The following is a 21,769-nucleotide window of genomic DNA, read 5'->3' as shown; positions in this document are numbered from 1 at the left end:
TTGATGTAGGGTAGAATAGGCGCCACCCGACCCATCGGCCATATGGCCGACAGTTTGACGGTAACGCCCTTCTCCGAACCGGACTTGCACCTTTCGGCGCATCCGGCTCTCCATCTAAAGTGGTATTACAGCGCGATTTGCTTTTGAAGCCGTTCTTTTAGTTGGTTCTTTTTATAGCAGCTAATACAAAGCGCAATCAGATATTCGTTCCATTCTTCTTCGGGATGTTCGAGATGAGAGCTTGAATCTTGAAAGTAAACATGGGTATAACCTTTTATTAGTTTCTGCGTACACCCTGCACAACAGCCCTTTGCCGCTTTACGACATCAGTTCGGAATGAGAACCAATTATCGCGTCCAAAAAGTCGATGTAGGAATCGCTTCTGGTGCATTCTAATAAGTTCATTCAACTTTCTGTTGCTAACCAATTGTTCACGATCTTCTTTCACATACGGATGTTTCTGGGAGCATTTATTGGGATATTCGATCTTATAGTACTGAAGTCGATCTAGCATGTGAACTCCATCGTTGTTTTCATCCTTAAATCCAAAATTGCGCGAAATATATTTCCGGTACTGAGGGTGATTGGTGTCCATATTGTATCGGAATAAATGTGTTTTCGCCACGTAAGACCGGGATTTTCCCGTTCTTTGTGTAAGTCGATGAAGAACAAGCCACCATAAATAATGATCGACATATCGGAATACTTCTTTCGAATTCCCTCTGCGAAAGTATTCTGCAAATCCTCGTATCTTGGCGTTTAAGCCCTTAATTACCTCAATACCGGGGAGAGACAGTAACATTTTGGAGTCGCGCGACAAGGTTTGTTTGAACTTCTGAATGGCTTTACGACTTGGTTTTACAAGAACCTTTCGCATGTTCTGCCGTCTCCAACGTCGGATGTTGAACCCTAAGAAATCGAATCCTTTATCCACCTGTGAAATCAAAGTTTTTTCAGCAGAAAGCTCAAGTTGTAGCGATTCACGCAAGAAAAGTGTGATCATTTCTTTAAGTGTCTCTGCATCTTCCTTAGACTTGCACAGAATAACTGCATCATCCGCGTAACGGATAATAAAGCAAGGGATTGGGGCTTTGCTTCGTCTCCATTGGTTATGGCACTCATATAAACCCGAGATAAAGTTGTCCAATTCGGTCAAATAAATATTTCCAAGCAATGGACTAACAATACCTCCTTGGGGGACGCCCAAGGAGGTTTCATGAAATTCTCCATCGTATACGAGTCCGGCTTCTAGCATATGTCGGATGACTTTCAGCAGCTTCTTGTCATGGATATGTTTGGATAAAATGTTGATTAAGACATCATGATTCACGGCATCAAAAAAACCTTTAATGTCCATTTCCACAATCCATTCATATTTTTGCTGTCCAATAAGCCATCTAATTCTTTCAATTGCATGATGTGCGCAACGGAAGAGACGGAATCCATAGCTGTGTGGATGTTGCTTACTTTCGTAAATCGGTTCAAGAATGCTTCGGACTACATCTTGGGCTGCTCGATCGGCGATATTGGGTATTCCTAAAGGCCTCTTTTCATGAGGTTTATGAGGTTTAGGAATATAAATTCGTCGAACAGGCGATGAAGTGTAGTGCCGTAGAATACCTTTAACCTTTTCTCTCAATTCCATTTTTTGTCTATCGGTTACATAGTCTTTTCTCGTTTTGCCATCCATCCCGGGAGTTTTGGAGCCTGAGTTGCGTAATACTTTGATGATGGAAAGATCGATAAGTACGTTCCATCGAAGAAGTTGGTGTAATCGTGAAAAATTTTTGTTTTCAATCGCTCGCCGCGCTAGGCGTGTTTGGGTTTCGAATCTCTTCTCTCCATAGGAGAGTTGAGCGAAGGTAGACATAGCAATCACCCCTTACATTTCTGGGGCTCTACTTTGCAAATACGCTCTCACTTTAGACTGGAGTCCTTCGCCACGTAATAGGCTTTCCCTATCTCAGACTACTACGACTCCTCCGTCCCTGATCGTTCACATCAACGAGCAGTCCGTCCCTATAAAAAGGCGGAACGGTCAGGTTCCCACGTTCACTGCATGTTGTCTCGTTGCCTTAGGTTATCACTCTACGCGGGGCTGATTTGCTAGGTTTCACCTCTGTACCTAGCAACCACCGATTCAGGAAATGAATCGGGTCAACAAGCCAACGAAAAGGGCAAGTTGCTCATGCCGCCCACTCGTGTCATCCATTCGTTTTCGGGTGTTAGAACTGACCGCGCTTCGGACGTGACTTTGCTTTCGCTAACCATAGCAGGTCATTGAGGCTAGCCCTGCGTCTTGGGAAGATGGATTTCCCTCACAGGTACATTGTTAGATGGGCTTCACACCCCAGATATGCTCGTATCTGACGCATGCCATCCTAGCCTATTTGGTTTGAGGTAGCCAAATATTTCGTGTGAAACCTCAACATACAGCGCCTCGTGGCGCACTTTCGTCAGTCCTCCACGAGTCGTTTGTAGGTTTCAAAAAGGGGCGGATTCGTTTGTCGATTTCAGGTCCAAATTCATGGACCCATCTCATGATCGTCGTATGGGAGATCCTTAATCCTCGATCACTCATCATTTCAACTATATCTCGATAGCTTAAACTATATTTCAAATACCATCTCACCGTTAGTAAAATGATTGCCGATTCATATTGCTTCCATTTAAATAAATCCAATTTCGTTTCCAAAGCAAGTTGCTCCATCCCATGACTTCATTATCAATTACGTTATCACGAATTAGAGCTTTGCACCACAACCCAATAAATTCTCTCATCTCTTTGCTCAAAGCGGGAATCGAAGCCATGCATATGATAAGGAAGGGGCAGGCGAATGCAATCATTCGTCTGCCCTCTCTGTGTTGAATTCATTATTAAATTGTAAAACTTTATTCATTAAATAAAAATACTGCGTAGAGCACGGACTACTAAAGATATATGTTCTTGTCCTCTTACAGGAAGTTGAATCCATCTGTGGCGGCTTTTTTCACAAAATTCGCTTTCCCAGCAAAGACGTAAACAGACCAATAGCTAGCCGCGCACTGCATCTGCTTACATCCAACATCGAATTGATCTTAACAACGTCTATGGAGACGATTCGACCCGATTCCGCAAGCAGTTCACAGGCAAAATGCGCTTCGCGGCAAGTCAGTCCGCCGGGGATCGGCATTCCGACCCCAGGTGCTTCAAAAATAGCCATAGCTATCTTTCTCAGAGCTATAAGTGATTATCGCAGCTGCTCAAATCACTACTCGAATAATTTGCTTGATCTTGGAAACTCTAAATTTAATGAAAGGAGGTATACCTTTATGGTTGAGTACACGAATATTCAAGACAACTCCGAAGAAATAATGAAGTGTATTGTAAACTGCGACACCGAGCAGGATCAGAAAAAAATGGATACAAACCCTTTGAACAGTATCCCGAACGAAGAAGAATATATGGATGAACCTTAATTAACTAACCGCCAAAGATGGCGGTTTTATTCTATTTGTGTCGAAGTACATGAGCTTGAAAGCCTTGATCCGTATGGAGAACAGTGCCCCACAAACGTCTCTTTCTCTGACGTCTACAATCAGCTAAAAGGAATATCAGACAATTGTGATTTGCGAAATTTCCCTGGAGCAACGCCAATTTTACGGGTAATAACTCTTGTGAAATAGTGTATGGATTCAAACCCAGTCTCTTGGGCGATACGACTTATGGTCCAATCTTTTTCGAGAAGAAGCTCCATAGACTTCCGAACTCTTCTCTCTTGCACGTAGTGTGAAAACGATTACCCGACTTTCAAAGCAAACAATCGTGAGAAATGACGCTCTGTAATATTCAGATAGGCTGACAACTGTGCAATACTTAAGGAAGAAGATAGATTATCCTCGATAAAAAGCTTCGCTCGCTGTAAATAATAGAAAGCAATTAGCTGATGCTCCGGTAAGTCGCCGTTTTCGACAACCTCCGTAAATTCACTACAAAAAGAAACAAGTAAAGCATAAGCAAAACTGCGAATCATTTCTTTTGTCATGGCATAATCCTGCTTGCACAGCGTCAACAACATCCGCCACGTTTGTGCGGTTACCGTTTCGTCTGCCATGGGTACAACAATTTTATTCAAATTCATCAGTTGTAAATAACGGTTTAATGTCTCTACCGAAGACCGGGAACTATCAGTTTCGAAGGCAACATAATAGAGCTCGATCCCTGCCTCGCTTTTTATTTGATGCCATTTGCCAGGTCTTGAACAAAACAAAGTTCCTTGACGGAGCGGATATTCTTCACCTGACTCCAAGTAGCTCCCCTCTCCTGCCAGAACATAACAAAACTCAAAAAAGGAATGTCGATGTATCGGATTATCAAAGTGTTCCGGCATAGCCCCCCAATAATACACCTTAAAGCTTAAATCTTCACCATGAATATCTACAGCGGTTTCATTTAAATTGCGGCTCATCTTCTTGTAATCTGATTTGACTGCCATATGAATTCCTTCCGAACAAAAAATTAGTATTTAATTCTTCTATTATACGATAAAATAAAAAGCCCTCAAGAAGAGGACTCCTGAAAAGCAAGTGAGTGAAAAATAATATGACTCTTCAAATTCATGATGCTGTCACTCCTCCACGTGTTCTCTCTCTTCCGGCACGAATTTCTGCGAGGAATTCAGGCCACCAATCTTTTTGATCCGATTGTTCACTCAATCTGGCCTTTTCTTCTAGGTTCCGTTTCATAACACTTTCCGCTTGCTGTTTAAGATCTTCCATGTTCTTGAACTCCGGAACCAACCATTTTCTGCCGATTTGCGCATGCTGTACTTCATTGTGATTTTTCATTTCAAGTGAGAATACAAACATTAAGACCCCGCGTTCCCGTAGGGTCATTGTTCATAATTTTCGAGAAGATCACTTGTGTCTCATCCAGTTTCAATATAAAAATTCATAATTACTGAGAAATAACGCATTTATTAAATAATCATCATTTTGCATATTATTCATGTTTACCGTCACACGCTGAAAAAAGGGGCTATCAAAAACTTTGTGTAAACTCATTTATGAGAAACTCCCTCCTTCTTACCTACCATTCTACTAGTCTTATATTTTATGTCCAACTCAATGTCGCCGATCCACAGTGCGACAATCACGATGCCGAACTGTACCTCTTCTTATTTTTAAGCGAAGCAAGGCCCACACAGTTCTAAACACAAATCCAAACAAATCGCATCCTGCCTCTAGGAATGAGGACACAACTTATTTCTCAAAGATTCGTGTTTTGACCCGACAACACCAATTAGGCTAATTAAGGTTGATTTAAAAATAAGTTAATTTTCTTTGTACAAATCAATTGCGTGCTAAGCTCACTTGGGATAAATAAAAAAGCGACAGTCATGGGATTTTCAAGTCCCTGACTGCCGCAGCTTCTATTTTGGGGTCACACCGTCACAACTCGTAAAACTATAATTTTTTCAAAAAAAATCTCAATCCCAAATCTAGTAAACTAAGAGAAAGGTCGTTTGAGAAGATGACACAAGTGGCACGGTTAAGCAAAGATCAAGTGAAGGCTTTCGTCAAGGAAAATAACCTGATAACGATGGATCATGTGCAGTCGGCACTGAAGGAGCCATTCGCCGAGACGCTGAAGTCGATGCTGGAGGCCGAACTGGGCTACGAGAAGCATGACTAAAGAATAAAGCTACCTCTAACAGCGGAATGGGAAGACGACAAGCCCCGTCACCAGTGAGTATGGCGAAATCGATATCTAGGTTCCGCGGGACCGTTACGTTGAGTTCGAGCCCATGCTCGTCAAGAAGCTGCAACCCAGCATGACAGGCACTGAGATCAGATCATCGCCATATATGCCACAGGTGTAAGTACGTGGGACATTCAGGACCATCTGAACCATCTGTACAGCATCAATTTGTCGCCAATCATGCTTTCCAAACGTCACCAACAAAATCGTGTCGCACATCGAATCGGCTGCGGTCCCTCGGTACAGGGATGTCTCGCCGTCCCGCGATTTTATAAAAGCAGACCGAATATATCCAATTTCCTTCGACGTTAATTTGGCCTGACGGAGCGTCGACCGACCCGATCAGAGTGCTGAAGGATCTTTTGGCCACCTATCGCCAGTTAATGCGACTCAATTTTCGCCTCACAAATGCCCCATAAGTTGAAATTGGAAGCCTTGATTATTAAGCACTGCACGATCAAGTACCAGCTACTTCCATAAATCCGCCAACACGGTTTAAATTAAAAATACGCTCCCGGATAGGCTCATTCCATCTCATTACGACTTCAGTTGAATTATATCTATATAGTTGATGAATATACTCGATGTCTGGTGGCTGTAATTCACCATAAAGTAGTGGATCTACCGTTACATTGAATGCCTCCTGCAGGTAGTGCATGGCATAGAAGACTGCCTTCTCAAGTCCATACTCTTTAGCGCGATTCATAATTTTATGCTTAATTAATTCAATATGCGTTGAATTTAGCAAATAAATTAAGTCACAGAGCTTATAAAGCGACAAATCATTGTACAACTTCAATGCATAATCGGTTGAGGCTTCCTTATAAAAATGGACACAAAGAAATAAAAAATGATCCTCCCAACTTAAAGAGTGGAATGCTCCCTCTTTAGTTTCGATCAAAATACGCCTTGACAAAAACTCATCAACGGCAACATCCGTTCGGTTGGATGTCATCAGATCAATTGAAAATTGAAGATCGACCTCATGCTTGGTCATAAAGGGGTTATTTTCCACTTTTTTTTGAAACGGGATAACCTCATGCGAAACCATCGGACGAGTTACCACGTCTCTTCTGGAAGCCGGCTCTATCACATCTTTTAAAATATTTAGTTCACCCTGAATGTATCCACATTCTCGAAGTACGTGAAGCGCATCTTCAAGTTCATCCGGATGAACCATCACATCCATATCATTTGAGCTCCGACTGCCCAAGTCCTGATACAAGCCAGCAGCTAGCGCAAGTCCTTTTAGTACAGAGTAGCGCACTCCCGCTTTTTCAAAAGCCTCCGCGATTTCATAAACTTGTTTCGCCTGCTCTGATAACCGAATGAATTGCACACGGTACATATCCTTCAGTATGTTATATATCTTTTTGTAAGCAAATTCTTTGATATCCATTTTAGTTAACATATATTCCAATCGTTTATAAGCAATCCCTACGGATCTATACACAATTAGCTTGCCAATGATAGCGCTCCAATCTCCATGCGTTTTTAGCAATTGTATTAATTCCTGCTCTTCATCTAGTGGTAACATGGGCTGCAACAACAAAATGATTACGCGTTGCTCAAAATTAGCTGACATAGATAACCTCCGTATAGTTAAGCTTTAAGCAAGTTCATAATGCGGAATTGTTTGACACCACTTATAAGATCACTGTAGATTTGCGATCCCGGCAAACATAGTGATTCCCTGAGCCTAGCCATAAAAGCATCGTCAAGTGCACCATACGCTTCCGCATTACGGGATGCAGACTGATCACAGGATAGAAGAATGTTCTCGCTGATATCTTGGTTACGAATCGTTTCAAACCCAAGCTGATTCAGCATTCTTGCTGATTCTTCAAACTTACTTACAGGCAAAATATCTCCATATAAGAAGTGACTTCCCTTTTTTAAGACTCGATCGACCTGACGATAAAATTCAGTCATATCTGGATAAGCGTAAGAAGACTCGATATTGAGGACGACATCGAAAGATTCGTTCCCAAACGGCAAGCTCTCCGCATCTCCGACACAGAAATGAATATGCTTGAACTTGTTGCGATTATGGTTAAATCGTATGGAAGCCTCAGTAATATCAAGACCCACCAGCATGGCTGGTTTAAAAAATCGGTTCAGGATCTCAATGCTCCCCCCACGTCCACACCCGACATCGAGAATATGCTTACCCTCCAAATCCGCTTGACCAATCACTTCAAACAGCAATTTGACCGCATTCCGGCTCATCGTATTCTGGGGGATTTCCAAGGGTGAATACTGTTCGTTTGCACTGGGCAAATATCCGTAATTAAGAAATGTCACGTACTTCGAAACTTGGCCCTTCTCTAGTGATTCGGAAACTTGTGTGTAATGCTGCTGAATGTCCTGCTTAACCTGATCCGTTGGATTGCCTTCTGATCGTAATAAAGGGGTGAGCAGAATCGGTATCTCTCCACTAACCGGATAATTCGTCTTACAAGCTTCGCAGGATAAAGCAGTAAGTTCCTTTATCAATGGCGCATAGCAGCTGGGACAATGATACATATGCTCTAAACTAATCACTTTGTTCAACTCCGTCCTCCACAACTCATGATCATTCAAGGGACTTCATTCCTATTCATCAGTTCCTGGTAAATAAGGCTTTTCTCTAATAAATCTGCATGACTCCCCATTTCGTGAACTTTCCCCTTCTCCATGATTACGATAAGATCCGAATTCTGGATCGTAGAAAGGCGATGGGCAATAACAATCGTTGTTTTTCCTTTACGGCGCTTATCCAATTGCTGCATAATTCTGCGTTCCGTCTCCATATCCAGTGCAGAAGTCGCCTCATCCAAAATCAGCACTTCTGGATTTTGCAATATAGCCCTAGCTACTACCAGCCTCTGACGCTCTCCTCCAGACAGTGTAATGCCCCGCTCTCCAACTAGCGTATTGTATCCGTCAGGTAACTTACCGATTACTTGAGAAAGTTGGGATATCTCGCAAGCTTCGTGCAATTCTTCATCCGGCACGTCTCTTCCAAGCTTAATATTCGTTTGGATCGTGTCCGGAAATAAGTATGGCTCCTGCATGACAAAAGACATTTTGCTCGTCCATTCTGACCACCGATACGCTTGTAAGGGTTGCTGATTAATAAAGATTCCGCCCGAGTCAGGTGCGTATAATCCGGACAAAAGTTGTGCTGTCGTAGATTTTCCACAGCCGCTCAATCCAACGAGAGCTACCTTGCTTCCAACTGGAATATCCAACGTGAAGCCACTAAGCACCTCCCCCGTCGATTCTCTATATCGGAAATACACGTCTTGAAAGGTGATCTGCTGAATGCCTCCTCGAATAGAACCTACACCTTCATCAACAAAATCCATTTGCATAATAGAGCCTGCACGTTCAATAGTTACTTTGGCTTCCGACAAGCTCGATAGCAATTGAAATCCGCCCTGAAAAGCATCTGTCAGCTGGTTCGTCAGCAAGTAAATGACTACAAAATGCCCGATGCTCATTTCACCTCGTAATACGTTTTCCCCACCTATGATCAAAACGAGCAAAATTGTTCCCCACCTAAAAGGGTCTGTACAAAAAATCTGCCTGTTTTTTAACTTCGCTTGTTTCATCACGGCTTGGAAAAGGCTCGTAAAGCTATAGCGGATTTTCTTTGCTTCCCAATTATGATTATGGAAGGCAACAACTTCCCTCGTAGCAGCTATTCCCTCTTCGATTTGCACGGCGACTGCAGACTGAGCTTCTCTGATTTGTTTCGTAATACTTCCGTTTTGTCGAGCAAAATGCTTATGAAGCCCAGTATATATCACACTCAATATCGTTATTGAAGCCAAAAGCCATATACTTTCTTTTCCGATCAGAACGGTCAGGATAAGCATGCTTAGCAGGCTCTCGATGCCATTGGGAAGAGGACCGACAAAAAAATCAGTGGAGTCCAGCAACTGCTTCATCCGCGAGGAAAGATCACCAATTCGTTGATTTTTATATTGTTTGGTCGGCATCCGATATAGTCTCTCCATAAAAGCTTCCCGGAGCAGAATCTTTAACCCGGTCCAAGTTCTCTCCAGTAACATATCCTTGGCAACCCATGAGCTAATATATATAACAACCAGTACTCCAAACAAAGCAAGAATGCCACCAAATTCTCCATACTGCTTATTTAAAAATACAGTATCAATTAAGGAGCGTTGTACATACGTAACGCCAATTAAACTAACGACAGATAAAAGAACCATCAAGAGACTCAGTGAGTAAATTCCTTTTACTTGCTTAAGATAGGTAAGGTACCATCCTATTTTCACCCGTTCCGTTGACGAGCTCATAGAATTTGCCTCCTTTCTGCATCATCTCCGAGTAGGTTCCCATTTCAGTTACTCTGCCACCTTCCATATAGATCACACGATCGCAATTTCTAATTGCAGATAAACGATGGGCAATCAGTATGGTTGTTTTACCCCTAGATAGGGTTTCAATTGCTTTTGTAACTTTACTCTCGCTAATGGAGTCAAGTGATGCGGTCGCTTCATCCAGAATAAGGATGGCAGGGTTTTTAACGATCATTCGAGCAATGGCTATTCGCTGTTTCTCACCGCCGGAGAGCATAGTACCCCGCTCCCCAATGTTCGTCTCATATCCATCGGGCAGTTTTAATATAAATTCATGGGCATACGCCGCACGAGCAGCCGCTTCAATCTCAGAGTCAGTCGCTTCTGGATTGCCAAAACGGATATTCTCTTTAATGCTCATGCCGAATAAATAGGTTTCTTGAAACACGAACCCAATGGATTCCCTTAATTGTTTCAGCTGCAAGCTCCGAATAGGGACGCTATCCAGGAAGATCTCCCCCGCTGTGGGATCATAAAACCTTCCAATTAGTTTTCCGACTGTCGATTTCCCTCCACCGCTTGCTCCAACGATCGCAACTTTTTCACCAGGCCGAATGTGCAAATCCAGTTCCTGCAATATTGGAACTGCCGGTGCATAGTGGAAGTTTAATTGATGGAATTGGATGTCGCCACGAACATTAGGCAAAATTGTGGCGTGCGGGGTTTCCGTAACATCGGGAACAATCTGCATAAATTGATACAAACCTTTTGCTCGAATTAGTAAAACCCGTTGTTCAGTCAAATTCGTCACAAGTATCGTCAGATCAAAAATAATTCGAAAAAATAACAGAGCAAAACTAACGAACGCCCCAATTGATAGCTCTTCATTGCGTACTAACACATACCCTACGATAAACAACAGCAAGCCGCCCGAGTAAACAGCAACCCGGCGAATCGCTCCCCTAAGGTTAATATGTATAAAGTGACGATATAAGGCGTCCCCTGCCGCTTGCGCTGCAACGATTAACCTTCCCATTCCCCATTTCTCACGCCCAAACAATCTGAGTTCGAGCATTGAAGACAGTGTATCGTACTGTTTTTTACCAAGCTCTCGTTCCATCCATGTGCTTTTGCTCCCAGAGTTTGCTGCCAGTCTTTCCAAAAAAGGACCACCCAGCATATAGAGAACAATACTAGGCATAAATACTAGAGAAAGTGGAATGCTAATTGTCATCAAAAAAGCCAAGGACATCAAGATGGGTATGGATAATCTCACAATAGAAGGAAAGTATTTTCTGTGGATTTGTTGTACAGCAGGAATTTCAGTTTGAAAGTAGGAGAAAGTTTCTCCAATCGAATTCCGTTCATAATAGGAAAATCCCAGATCACGTAACTTTCGAAAAACCGCCATCTGCAAATCCATACTGGCTTTCTCTTGGAAACGAGTGCCCACCACATGTTGAAACGCGCTAGCAATAATTGTAATTATGACCATGCCCACCATGACTAGCATATAGCTATGAAATAACGTTTCATTTTTTTGTGGGAGCAGCCTATCGATAAATAGCTGGATTACTTTAGGAATAGCGATCTGCACACAAGACTGAAGTGTGATGAGAACCAAAAATAATGCTACTATTTTCTTGTATGGACGAAGATATGATAAACACCATTTGTATACTCGGTAGGAGGAATATGAATTTCCCAGCATTTATTGTTGTTCTCCTTATCACATAGGAAACATAGTGAGTAATTGTTTACGATCGACTTTTCCATTCCCGTTTAGCGGAATTTTTGAGATTCTGAGATAAAAGGTTGGGAGCATATGCTCAGGCAAATACTGTGCCAGAAACTCTAATAACCGTGTTTGCTCCAAAGCATGCTCAGCCGTATAAAATGCACACAACAGGTTGGTTGAATCTCTAGGAACAGTTAGGACTACCGCTTCCTTTATTTCTGTGTGCTTTAGCAGTACCACTTCAATTTCAGCAGGTTCTACTCGATAGCCGCGCACTTTGATCTGATGGTCCATACGTCCAAAAAAGCGGATGTCACCACTCTCTAGCCAACAACCTAGATCCCCCGTTTTATACATTCGATCCTGCGAACCCGATATTACGTCTTTTTCTAAAAAAGCGTGGCTTGTTCGTTCAGGGTCATTTATGTAACCTCTCCCCACACCAACACCGGAGATGACAATTTCCCCCTTTTCGCCAATGTTGCATAACTTCATATCTTCATTCACGATATAGACCTTCATATTAGAGATGGGTCTACCGATTGGGAGGAAATCCGCGTTGTACGAGGGCGGAACCTCATACAACGTGACATCATCTGCCGCTTCAGATGGGCCATATGCGTTAATTACTTTGATGGAGGGATACAACTGCATCCATTGCAACGCCAACTGTGGATGTACAGTTTCTCCTGTAAGGAACAAGTAGCGCAGAGAAGGAAGTCCAATTTTTTTCCTTACAAGATAACTCATAATTGTCGTCAAATAAGAAGGTACAAATTCCGCCAGCGTAATTTCGTCAGTAACTATTTTTGAAATGAGGAGCTTAAAATTAAGGACCGTATCTTTGGTATAGATGACAGTAGCTCCGCCTGACAGCAAAGGAGCGAAAAGCTGCCATACGGAGATGTCAAAACTACATTCTGCCGTCTGAGCCATCCTGAAGGTAGTATCCATTTGAAACGAGTTTATTTTGTAGAAAAAATGATTCATCATACCTTTTTGTTCAATCATCGCGCCTTTAGGCATCCCCGTCGAGCCAGAAGTGTAGATGATGTAAGCCAGTTGATGCATGTCGTCTGAACAGAGGCTTGGATTGACGTCGTTTTCTTGTTGAAGAGCGTTCACTGCATGGGTGAAGCGCAAATTAACAATAGGAGTGCTCTCCTGACTCTCAACGCCATGCAAATCCGAATCGCTAACGATAAGCCCTGCTTTGGAATCCAAAACTATATTTATCATCCTTTGCGCCGGAGTTGATGCCTCTATAGGTAAGTAAGCACAGCCAGCCTTCCAAATCGCGATTACGGTTGCGATAAAGTGAAGTGACCTCTCCATGACAACTGCGACGACATCGCCTTCTTTCACGTTATACCGGATTAAACATTGCGCGATACGGTTCGCATACTTATTCAGATCCGTATAGGATACCTTGTTCTCCTCATCGATTACCGCTATGTTTTTCGGAAACAGCTCGACAGTTTGCTCGAACGCTTTGGCATAAGGAAGCCAGTTATAGGCTTGGTCTGTACGATTAAACTCATAGAGAACTCGGTCTCGTTCTTCACTGCTGAATAGCTGTCTCCCTTTCAAAACCTTAGTCATCGGTTGCAGACTCTCCTCCCCAACTGCTTTTCATTCCAAATCTAGTGATTGTTTATCAAACAAGCTTAGTTTTCCATTTGCGATCAGCATACGATCGTTATTTACCATCAAGCTTGCCGACCTTAAATCGCGCAGCGTTCTTTCGAGCGGGACCATCTCGTTGTTGGCATAGCCGTACTTAAGACCGCTAATTTGCACCAGCTCATCTACCGCTTCATAAAGGTAGCGCGAAGCTATCAATTTAAGATTATTTAGAGCGATTTTAAACGAAGGTGCTGAAAAACCATCGACCTTGACGCCATATCGATTACGTCGTTGTTCGTAATCGATCACGAACTGACTCAGATAAGCTTCCACCATATCCATTTTTAGTCGGACTTGTGCCAACCGCTCCAGAAATAAGTCAGACTGTATGTTAAAATCTTGGCGCGTCTTAGGATTGCGGAAAATATGAATCATTTTATGAAGGGCACTGCGAGCCGCTCCTAGCCAGCATGCTGCCCAAAGAATATGTCCAAGCGGAATCATAGAACACATAGCGATTTGTTCAAAGCCATCCTCTGGGCCAAGAAGCTGGTCGGAAGGCACTGCACCGCTCAAAGAAACGCCAGAACTCTGAGTACCTTTTACTCCCATCGCATTCCATGAGTTAAAGGTTGATCTGTCTACTTGCTTGCCCTCTGCAAACACGAGAACAACATTGGACGTTGACTGCTCATTCTCCTCTTGCATCGTAATAAGAAACGCATCGCCATGCGCTGCCCCAGTTGCTGTAGGAGCTTTCCGTTCGATCAAGACTTCACCGTTCAAACGATGAATTGGAGCGCTAGAGGTGAATAGATTAGCCTCCTTTTTATACTCAGAGGTGACAGAAACAATATACATTTCGCCATTTACAATACGATTAAGAATGCGTTGTTTTAACGGTTCGCTAGCAAAATCATTTAATACTGAAACTTGCTGCATATGCATAGCCCATACCATTCCGGTGGACAGGCAAGATCCCGATAAAATTTTGGCCACCTTGATGACCGTAGAAAGATCTGCTGAATGTCCTCTGTACGTTTCAGGAATTGTAATCCCCATTAATCCCAACCGCTTCAAGACCTCAATACTCTCTTTCGGAAAACGATTGGACGTATCGACATCCCTTGCATGCATTTCCAGCAGCTTAGATGCCTCAATAGCAGAAAGAACGATCTTCTTTTGAACGATTCCTTGAGCATCACTAATCGCATTAGACATATGATTAACCCCTCGCTTGGACGCTTTCTTCCTGAATAATCACTTGCAAGGCGTTCCATAACGCAAGCGGCGTAGCAAAAGTATCATTATTCATATAAGTCTGGGGGAACTCTACTTCGTAAGCTTCCTCCAGATCCAATAATAAGCTGATCGCATTCAAAGAATCCAAACCGCTGCGGGCTAAGTCCACTTCGGGATCGATTGGATCCGATAAAACTGCATATCTTTTAAGCAACTCCATATATTTGGATTCAAACATGACCATGTTCCTTTCAGTTCAATTTTGATTAAAATGTCCGGACGCTTGTGCTTAGAAGGTTCTGAATCATCACTTGCTCCAGTCGCCTGCAACCTTCTTCAAGAAGCTCCATCTCTATGTTGAGGGGAGGCATAATTTTAAGGACATTGTCGTGGCGTCCTACCCGTTCAATGAGCAGCCCGTTTTCGAAACAATCACTTGCAATTTTCTTCGCTACATTGTGGTCATTAAGCGCGGAAAGATCGATGCCCCAAATGGCTCCACGACCTCGAATGGCGATGTCGGGTGCGAGAATGGAAAGCCTTTCTGTTAAATATTTTTTTAAATACATTTCTTTTACTTGAACCTGTTGTTTAAGATTCGCTGACTCCCGATACTCAAGCGCCGCTACTGCAGCAACAAAGGCCAGTTGATTGCCTCTGAACGTTCCATTGTGCTCTCCTGGCAGCCAATGATCCAACGTACGGCTATACAACAGCAGAGACATCGGTAGCCCATAGCCACTGATTGACTTGGACAACGCCACAATATCGGGAACAATTCCAGCTTCCTTAAAAGAAAAAAACTCACCCACTCGGCCACAGCCCACCTGGATATCATCGCAAATCAATAAAATTCCGTGCCTTCGGCAAAATCTTTCCAAATCCTGCAACCATGCTTTGCTGGAGACATATATACCGCCTTCTGCCTGAATCGTCTCAAGGATGATCGCAGCAGGCTTGTCAATTCCTGAATGTGTATCATTCAGAATGTTTTCCATATATGTTATAGAATCAAAGCCCCCATATATTCCATCGCAATAAGGTATAAAGGTTACATGAGAAGATGGCAGAAATGCCGCATTGCGATGAAAGGCATTGCTTGTCACAGATAAACTACCTAAGGTTACCCCGTGAAATCCCCCCATAAAAGAGAATATGCCTGTTCGACCTGTTGCCTTCCGAGCTAGTTTGATGGCTGCTTCTACAGCATTGGTACCTGAAGGACCGCAAAATTGAAAAACATAATCTAGGCTATGGGGCAGCAACTGCAATTTATGGAATGTCGCGATAAATGTTTCTTTTGCTTCTGTCGACATATCTAGAGCATGGGTAATGCCGTTGCTTTGAATATAACGAATTAAAGCCTCTTTAATATACGCATTGTTATGACCGTAGTTTAAAGCCCCTGCACCGGCAAAAAAGTCAATGTATTCTTTTCCTCGTTTAGAGTACATGATTGAACCTTGGGCTTGTGTAAATAAATCAGGAAACGCCCTGCTGTAGTATCGAACGTTCGATTCAAATTCATCGACTATACTCAAGATGCAGCTCCTCTCTAGGGTTTTCGGCGATATAATCTGACTGCTCCCTGATTGTCTTATACGAATAAACAAAAAGTTCCAGTGGAACCGAGGTTAGTTTTTCTAATTCTACTTCGAGTCGAACAGCCATAAGGGAATCTCCACCAATATCCCAAAAATTAGAATCAATGTTAAAACCCTCATATTCAGAGCCTATCTCTCCCGATTCAAAAAACGATGTCCAAATGTGAACCAACATGTCATCCAATTTATTGCGTGGCTTGCAAATTGCAGTTTTTGGAACAAACAGCATTGGGTGATCTGGAAGCTTTGCACGATCAATTTTCCCGTTAAACGTCAGCGGCATCCGATCGATTTGAATTACTTTTGCAGGTACCATGTACGCAGGGAGCACAAGTGACAATTGTGCTTGAATCTCATCTGAGTCGATAACATGATCAGCAACTACGTATACGCATAACAACTGATTTTCTGATCCTACTGTCACAACTGCCGCACATGCCTCCAAAATTCCTTTTTGTTTACATACTTGGCTTTCTATTTCGCCCAGTTCAATACGGTAGCCCCGTACCTTGACCTGATGATCCCTTCTCCCAAGGAATTCAATATTGCCATCTGGCAGCATTCTCCCTAAATCTCCTGTCTTATAAATAAGACGCTGATCAACATCCAAAACAGGATTCGGAATAAACGATTGCTCCGACCTCGCCAAATCGTTCGTATATCCTCTAGCGACTCCTGCCCCACAAATATATAATTCACCGGCGACGCCCCTTGGAACAGGATGTAGCTCTTCATCCAGAATGTAATAAGCGGAATTGAAGATAGGTTTACCGTAAGGAATTGAAGTTTGATCTTCGTCAATATAGTCAATAACATAGTAGTTAGACCATACGGTACCTTCAGTCGCACCACCGAGTCCTACAACAATTGCATTGGGAAAATATTTATGAATGCGATTCGGCAAATGAACAGGAATCCAATCACCACTTAAAAACACGATCCTTAGTGTGCTGCACGCTTTTACGGTGTTCATTTGTTCTAATATCTGCATGCAGAGATTCATTGTACTTGGGACAGAATTCCAAAATGTTACATTCTCTTGAATGATAATTTCTTTTAATGCATTTGGACTCACAATTTGGGATTTACTAGCTAATACAACCTTGCCACCGGCAGCCAAAATACCGAATATATCATAAACCGACAAGTCAAAAGTGAGTGATGTAACGCTAAGCACAACATCATTCTCCGTCACATGAAAAGTGCTGTTCACCCATTGGATCAGGTTGACGACAGAATGGTGTTCGATCATTACTCCCTTCGGCGTCCCAGTGGATCCCGATGTAAAAATAATATATGCCAAGTCCGAGGAGTTTTTATTACACAGGGACGCAGCATTTGAATGTAAACGCAATTCTTCCTCATCATAAGCCACGAACTGAACTTCATGCTGATGAGGGTACCCCTGATTGGCGATTAATAATTTTATTTCCGCTTTTCTAATGATTTCATCGATTCTTCTAACTGGAAAATCTACTTCAAGCGGCACATACACAGCCCCGCACTTTAATATGGCAAGCAACGCTACGATCATATCAGGACTGCGCTCCATCACGATTCCAATGTGATCGTTGTTACCTACTCCGTGCTGTCTAAGCACTCTTGCAAACTGATTAGACTTATCCTCCAGGTCCCTATATGAGATTTTAGTGCCTTCGCTCGTTACCGCGATTCGATCGGGTACTCTTCTGGCCTGCTCTTCAAATAACTCGGACAGTGTTCTAGCTCTTCCGTATACAGACTCCGTTTGCCCAAAATACGCCTTGCATTCCTTGACTTCTCTAGCAAGTAAGTATTTTTTATCGAGAAAACGCTCTTCTCCACTTGCCAATCCTTGCAAAATAGCATAGTAAAGATTGATTGCATCCTTTATTTCAGTTTCATAAAAATATGCCGGTAGATAGTTGATTACAATCTCCGGATTCGATTCGTCTACGAAAACAACCAGTTCCAAGGGGGAACTCATCTCATTCGTAGACAATTCAAAGTCATGTATCCGTTGTTCTGACCAACAAAAGACCGTCGCAATTAGTCGTTCATGGTCCTGGAACCCCATTCTCCGATACGCTTCCTGCAGCGTGTCACTATGCAACTTCGATTCCCGCAAGGTTTCCTTTACTTTTGTAACTAGATTTTGAATGTTTAATTTTGAATCCAGTTTTATATGAATGGGAACGACATTGGATTTACGATAGTGACTGCCTGTGTCAGTATAACCAGTGACAATATTTTTCTCCGTAGTTAAAAGGTTTTGCCAATAAACGAAGGCACTGTAAGCGATTTCTCCCAACGTACAAGCATACTCAATGGAAGCTTCTTTTAAGCGTTGGAACAGCTGCTCTTCAATTGTTTTCTGCTCTGAACCGATCGACGAAAGAATACGGATCTTTTTTCCTGTGAAATTGTATGGCAGTTTATTTGGGGTAACTCCGGCCAACGCTTCTAGCCAAAAATGTTTGTTCGAATTCGTCTCTTCATACACTCCATTACGCCCGGTCAAAGTAGACACCTCCGCTATTCGCACTTATAATAAATCAATTAACGCTTCCAAGAGTTGTTGCTCTTGATTTTTCATGCTATCAAATTGGTTGAACATTTGAGCATAGGGGTACTCTTCCTTTTTGGATCTAGCCTTCATAATGGAGTGTCGTAATAAAAATGATTGATCTATTAAGGCCTTGTACCCATCTCTAATTTTTTCAGCGCGGCTCATGCAGCCCTTTTCAGTTAAATAGTTAATGCGATCAACCATGATTTTTTTATGCTCATATAAAATATGAAGTTGCCGAACGTCCTGTCGGTTGAATAGATTTGGATCTTTTCTGCTGCATGCTTCGAAGTAGAGTTGCAAATAATCGTAAGTCTCCAAACCATACGCATCATTATCCGTATTACGATTTATAGTATTTTCGGAAGTTTTCGATTCTACATAATCCCTTAATTGATTCTTAATAAGTGTTAGATCCAAACTATACTCATAGTCATGATTAAACTTAAAAAAATAAGTTTGTTCATCTTTATAGCCCTCATTCATAATGAAGCGGAACATCGACTGAAATGCGGTTTCGACTTCCTTGAACGACACTTCATGTTTACTGAAAGAACCCTTTTTGCCGAACGCCATCGTATGAAATATTTTTCTGTCATCATCGTATCCATAAATCATCAAGTGATGGGGCAGATGTAAGGACTGGTATGCAAAACTGTAAGAGATGTAGTACTCGTCGATGTATAGAACCGGATAATATTCCTGATTGATAAAATCAATGGCCAGTTCTGTAATGCCAGAGCGCAAATGCTGGAGTAAGTCCATGCCTGTGTTGTGTGATAGTAAATACGGGTTATTGTTGTTAAATTCCCAGCGGCCCCCCCGGTAAAAATCGAAGTAAAACTCCTTATTCTGCTGCAAAAAATGCTTATTGCCATACATCTGTATGAAATTACTATAGAACCAAGGCAACGTTTTCTCATAAGATGAGGTAATGTTTAGTGTGTAGGCCCATCGAAGAAGACCAAATATAGGTGGTTGTGTAACCTGTAACGTCTTTTCCATCCTTGTCCCCCAACCGCTTGCGTCTTTAAAAATCGTTTGCGCTTACAAACCTGATCCAATTCGGGATTTCCGGCAAGCCATGGATCGTTGGAATGAAAAGCGTCTGCTCATCCTTTTTCTTGAAACCCAGCGAGTGCAGCAAAATTCTCATTTGCCTATTTCTATCAGTAGCCATATTAACAAGCATCTCAATTTCATAGTCGTCCTGTACGAATGTTCTTAAGGCATGTATGAGAAAACCAGCTGCTATCCCTCTCCCCTCAACTCTGCAAGAAACAATAAAGCTGTGAATTTGGACGGGGCTCTTCCCCCCCACTAATAAGTAGCCAATAAACCCATAGTCTCCGAAAATATCCTTTAATTCGGCTACAATCACTTTGTTACTCTTTTGTTTAAGAAGACTTTCAAAATCGCTTACATCCATTCTTTCTAAAGATGTATTAAATTGATTCGCACGTTGGTTTAACTCAACAATTCTCTCGAAGTCATCATTCTCCGCCAAGCGAAGTAACATCGTCATTTCGCAGCTTTTTAAAAACTCCTGACGCGAGCCTCCCCAGCCCTGCTCTGCTGACTTTCGCTTCTCTAGCGTTTTATAGGTTTGAATACGATTGGGTGTAAAAAGACTTGAATAGCTCGGTACAAATTCAGGCCTTGCAAGTAGATTAGTGATTTCCGCGCTGTCAATAGTAAGCATTTTAGGAAAATAAGATTGCACTTCAAACCGTTCAAATGGATTATCATCTATAAATGCAACATGTTCGGATGAAAGATTGGTCTGCTCCAAAATCAATTTAATAGAGGTCACTTTTGAATCCCAACTGCATTTGGGGAACACAAAATAATCCCTCAACCCGAATTGCCGCAGCTTCTCCATTGCACTATTTTCATCGTTTCTGGAGGCTATTGAAGAAATAATTCCACGTGCAGTCAGCTCATCGAGCATTGGTTTGATATTTTCACGGAGTTTAACTCGCTCATTATCTGACAAAGTACCGTGCCAAAGCGTTTCATCCAAGTCCCAAATCAAACATTTAATCATAGTTAGTCACCTGCACTACCTCATGTAATTGCAAAACAAGCCTTCAACTCTTTTGCGAAAAATGACTCCAACTGAATGATTTGCCCTATTTTTTCCGCTAATTGTTGATGATCAACTGCTCTCTCAGAAATGCGTAGCTTCATGATGCTGTTACGGAAAATAACCCATTCATTTATGATTCTTTCAATGATATCCAATAATGAGGGCTGGATTAACGAATAATAAGGCGACTCCGTGTTCCTATTTAAAAACCACATAAATTCTAAAAAACTTTCCCTCGCATTGATGACAAACAATAAGTCCCCCCACCAATGATTAAGAATTTCCTTCCCAATCTGTTCGGCCTCCAGAAGGTCGTTTTGAAAACGGACAAGTCCATTTATGCCATGACTCTGAGTGTGTTGATTCGTTAACCGAAGATAGACAGATTTAACTTGATTTTCGGTCAAATAAAAGCCAGGTGCTTGGGTTGGTTTGGATAAGGTAAAGCATTCTCGAGAATTACTTGATAAATAGGCGGCTTCTATTTCTTCATAACTGTGTTCTCCATTGTATTCGGGTATAAAATCAATGACCGATCCGCTTGTATTCGTTGAGTTATATTGCGTAAGCAAGAAACGGTGGGTATAGTTCTTTTTATTGAAATACGGGTGCCATTTCGCACAAATGGCATTAGCAGGAATGAACAGCCACTGCTCTTGTACAACTGTAAGTTCAATCAAAGAGGACAATTCGTAGTCGCGATATCCCGTTTCAAAAACGCCATATAAATCTTCCAAATTTTTTTGAAATAAACGACGCAACTCGGATGAGTTACCCAAACGTTCTATTGAAGAATAGTGAAACCCCCAACTATCAGAAAAAATCCATTGATACGGCAAACCCTCATTTAATAGAAAGTACCCGATCAAATA

17 protein-coding genes and 3 pseudogenes are annotated in these 21,769 nt (G+C 42.2%); 2 read left to right on the top strand and 18 right to left on the bottom strand.

Annotation, left to right across the window (positions count from 1 at the left end):
• Positions 1–277 precede the first annotated feature (277 nt).
• The 3 genes and pseudogenes from ltrA to BC351_RS34555 form a co-directional block, all read right to left on the bottom strand.
• Positions 278–1,870, bottom strand: coding sequence for a group II intron reverse transcriptase/maturase (ltrA, locus tag BC351_RS34565; RefSeq protein ID WP_079419663.1), 1,593 nt, complete (start codon positions 1,868–1,870; stop codon positions 278–280).
• A 579-nt stretch (positions 1,871–2,449) separates the two neighbouring features.
• A pseudogene (locus tag BC351_RS34560) lies at positions 2,450–2,710 on the bottom strand (IS6 family transposase); the annotation flags it as partial.
• Positions 2,711–2,990: 280 nt separating this feature from the next.
• The gene (locus BC351_RS34555) at positions 2,991–3,203 is read right to left on the bottom strand and encodes an arginase family protein (protein WP_079419661.1); all 213 of its coding nucleotides are present in this window, start codon (positions 3,201–3,203) and stop codon (positions 2,991–2,993) included.
• 109 nt (positions 3,204–3,312) lie between these two features.
• On the opposite strand from BC351_RS34555, the gene BC351_RS42545 reads away from it, so the two are divergent.
• Positions 3,313–3,459 (top strand): hypothetical protein, encoded by a 147-nt coding sequence (locus tag BC351_RS42545; RefSeq protein ID WP_158082332.1) that lies wholly within the window; start codon positions 3,313–3,315, stop codon positions 3,457–3,459.
• 119 nt (positions 3,460–3,578) lie between these two features.
• On the opposite strand, the pseudogene BC351_RS44505 reads toward BC351_RS42545, so the two are convergent.
• From BC351_RS44505 to BC351_RS42540, 3 genes and pseudogenes are all read right to left on the bottom strand, one after another.
• A pseudogene (locus BC351_RS44505) lies at positions 3,579–3,767 on the bottom strand (helix-turn-helix domain-containing protein); the annotation flags it as partial.
• A 12-nt stretch (positions 3,768–3,779) separates the two neighbouring features.
• The gene (locus tag BC351_RS34545) at positions 3,780–4,475 is read right to left on the bottom strand and encodes a cupin domain-containing protein (protein WP_079419657.1); all 696 of its coding nucleotides are present in this window, start codon (positions 4,473–4,475) and stop codon (positions 3,780–3,782) included.
• 121 nt (positions 4,476–4,596) lie between these two features.
• A complete protein-coding gene (locus BC351_RS42540) occupies positions 4,597–4,758 on the bottom strand; it encodes a hypothetical protein (RefSeq protein ID WP_158082331.1) in 162 nt (53 codons plus the stop codon).
• A 754-nt stretch (positions 4,759–5,512) separates the two neighbouring features.
• Here BC351_RS42540 and BC351_RS44500 point away from each other — a divergent pair.
• Positions 5,513–5,963, top strand: a pseudogene (locus tag BC351_RS44500) (transposase); the annotation flags it as partial.
• A gap of 234 nt (positions 5,964–6,197) precedes the next feature.
• On the opposite strand, the gene BC351_RS34530 reads toward BC351_RS44500, so the two are convergent.
• Genes BC351_RS34530 through BC351_RS34475 form a run of 12 tightly spaced genes read right to left on the bottom strand, consistent with a single transcriptional unit; the run spans position 6,198 to position 21,736 of the window.
• The gene (locus tag BC351_RS34530; RefSeq protein WP_079419653.1) at positions 6,198–7,325 is read right to left on the bottom strand and encodes a nucleotidyltransferase family protein; all 1,128 of its coding nucleotides are present in this window, start codon (positions 7,323–7,325) and stop codon (positions 6,198–6,200) included.
• 17 nt (positions 7,326–7,342) lie between these two features.
• On the bottom strand, positions 7,343–8,284 hold the full coding sequence (locus tag BC351_RS34525) for a methyltransferase domain-containing protein (protein ID WP_244209276.1): 942 nt from the start codon (positions 8,282–8,284) through the stop codon (positions 7,343–7,345).
• Positions 8,285–8,319: 35 nt separating this feature from the next.
• On the bottom strand, positions 8,320–10,047 hold the full coding sequence (locus tag BC351_RS34520) for an ABC transporter ATP-binding protein (RefSeq protein ID WP_079419649.1): 1,728 nt from the start codon (positions 10,045–10,047) through the stop codon (positions 8,320–8,322).
• Positions 9,995–11,761, bottom strand: coding sequence for an ABC transporter ATP-binding protein (locus tag BC351_RS34515; protein ID WP_079419647.1), 1,767 nt, complete (start codon positions 11,759–11,761; stop codon positions 9,995–9,997). The genes BC351_RS34520 and BC351_RS34515 overlap by 53 nt, the downstream gene beginning before the upstream one ends.
• Before the next feature lie 18 nt (positions 11,762–11,779).
• Positions 11,780–13,390, bottom strand: coding sequence for an amino acid adenylation domain-containing protein (locus BC351_RS34510; RefSeq protein WP_079419645.1), 1,611 nt, complete (start codon positions 13,388–13,390; stop codon positions 11,780–11,782).
• A gap of 30 nt (positions 13,391–13,420) precedes the next feature.
• Complete coding sequence (locus tag BC351_RS34505; protein WP_079419643.1) at positions 13,421–14,635, bottom strand: acyl-CoA dehydrogenase family protein; 1,215 nt, start codon at positions 14,633–14,635, stop codon at positions 13,421–13,423.
• A gap of 4 nt (positions 14,636–14,639) precedes the next feature.
• The gene (locus BC351_RS34500) at positions 14,640–14,894 is read right to left on the bottom strand and encodes a phosphopantetheine-binding protein (RefSeq protein WP_208629894.1); all 255 of its coding nucleotides are present in this window, start codon (positions 14,892–14,894) and stop codon (positions 14,640–14,642) included.
• A gap of 28 nt (positions 14,895–14,922) precedes the next feature.
• Complete coding sequence (locus tag BC351_RS34495; protein WP_079419639.1) at positions 14,923–16,197, bottom strand: diaminobutyrate--2-oxoglutarate transaminase; 1,275 nt, start codon at positions 16,195–16,197, stop codon at positions 14,923–14,925.
• Entirely contained in the window at positions 16,181–18,760 is a 2,580-nt protein-coding gene (locus tag BC351_RS34490; protein WP_079419637.1) for a non-ribosomal peptide synthetase, read from the bottom strand. The genes BC351_RS34495 and BC351_RS34490 overlap by 17 nt, the downstream gene beginning before the upstream one ends.
• Positions 18,761–18,784: 24 nt before the next feature.
• Positions 18,785–19,813: a cysteine peptidase family C39 domain-containing protein gene (locus BC351_RS34485; protein WP_079419635.1), complete on the bottom strand. Its 1,029-nt coding sequence runs from the start codon at positions 19,811–19,813 to the stop codon at positions 18,785–18,787.
• 25 nt (positions 19,814–19,838) lie between these two features.
• A complete protein-coding gene (locus BC351_RS34480; RefSeq protein WP_079419633.1) occupies positions 19,839–20,855 on the bottom strand; it encodes an HAD-IIIC family phosphatase in 1,017 nt (338 codons plus the stop codon).
• Positions 20,856–20,875: 20 nt separating this feature from the next.
• Positions 20,876–21,736: a hypothetical protein gene (locus BC351_RS34475; RefSeq protein ID WP_144028620.1), complete on the bottom strand. Its 861-nt coding sequence runs from the start codon at positions 21,734–21,736 to the stop codon at positions 20,876–20,878.
• Positions 21,737–21,769: the final 33 nt, after the last annotated feature.

Source organism: Paenibacillus ferrarius, assembly GCF_002027705.1.
In the GTDB taxonomy this organism is placed as follows: Bacteria; Bacillota; Bacilli; order Paenibacillales; family NBRC-103111; genus Paenibacillus_E; species Paenibacillus_E ferrarius.
The sequence above is the reverse complement of the archived record's forward strand: the minus strand, read 5'-3'. Positions and strand labels throughout refer to the sequence as shown.

Excerpts from the sequence above, each read along its gene's own strand:
- BC351_RS42545 (WP_158082332.1), top strand. The coding sequence starts at position 3,313 with ATGGTTGAGTACACGAATATTCAAGACAACTCCGAAGAAATAATGAAG.
- ltrA (WP_079419663.1), bottom strand. The coding sequence starts at position 1,870 with ATGTCTACCTTCGCTCAACTCTCCTATGGAGAGAAGAGATTCGAAACC.
- BC351_RS34520 (WP_079419649.1), bottom strand. The coding sequence starts at position 10,047 with ATGAGCTCGTCAACGGAACGGGTGAAAATAGGATGGTACCTTACCTAT.
- BC351_RS34480 (WP_079419633.1), bottom strand. The coding sequence starts at position 20,855 with ATGATTAAATGTTTGATTTGGGACTTGGATGAAACGCTTTGGCACGGT.
- BC351_RS34530 (WP_079419653.1), bottom strand. The coding sequence starts at position 7,325 with ATGTCAGCTAATTTTGAGCAACGCGTAATCATTTTGTTGTTGCAGCCC.
- BC351_RS34515 (WP_079419647.1), bottom strand. The coding sequence starts at position 11,761 with ATGCTGGGAAATTCATATTCCTCCTACCGAGTATACAAATGGTGTTTA.
- BC351_RS34555 (WP_079419661.1), bottom strand. The coding sequence starts at position 3,203 with ATGGCTATTTTTGAAGCACCTGGGGTCGGAATGCCGATCCCCGGCGGA.
- BC351_RS34505 (WP_079419643.1), bottom strand. The coding sequence starts at position 14,635 with ATGTCTAATGCGATTAGTGATGCTCAAGGAATCGTTCAAAAGAAGATC.
- BC351_RS34485 (WP_079419635.1), bottom strand. The coding sequence starts at position 19,813 with ATGGAAAAGACGTTACAGGTTACACAACCACCTATATTTGGTCTTCTT.
- BC351_RS42540 (WP_158082331.1), bottom strand. The coding sequence starts at position 4,758 with ATGGAAGATCTTAAACAGCAAGCGGAAAGTGTTATGAAACGGAACCTA.
- BC351_RS34500 (WP_208629894.1), bottom strand. The coding sequence starts at position 14,894 with ATGTTTGAATCCAAATATATGGAGTTGCTTAAAAGATATGCAGTTTTA.
- BC351_RS34510 (WP_079419645.1), bottom strand. The coding sequence starts at position 13,390 with ATGACTAAGGTTTTGAAAGGGAGACAGCTATTCAGCAGTGAAGAACGA.
- BC351_RS34545 (WP_079419657.1), bottom strand. The coding sequence starts at position 4,475 with ATGGCAGTCAAATCAGATTACAAGAAGATGAGCCGCAATTTAAATGAA.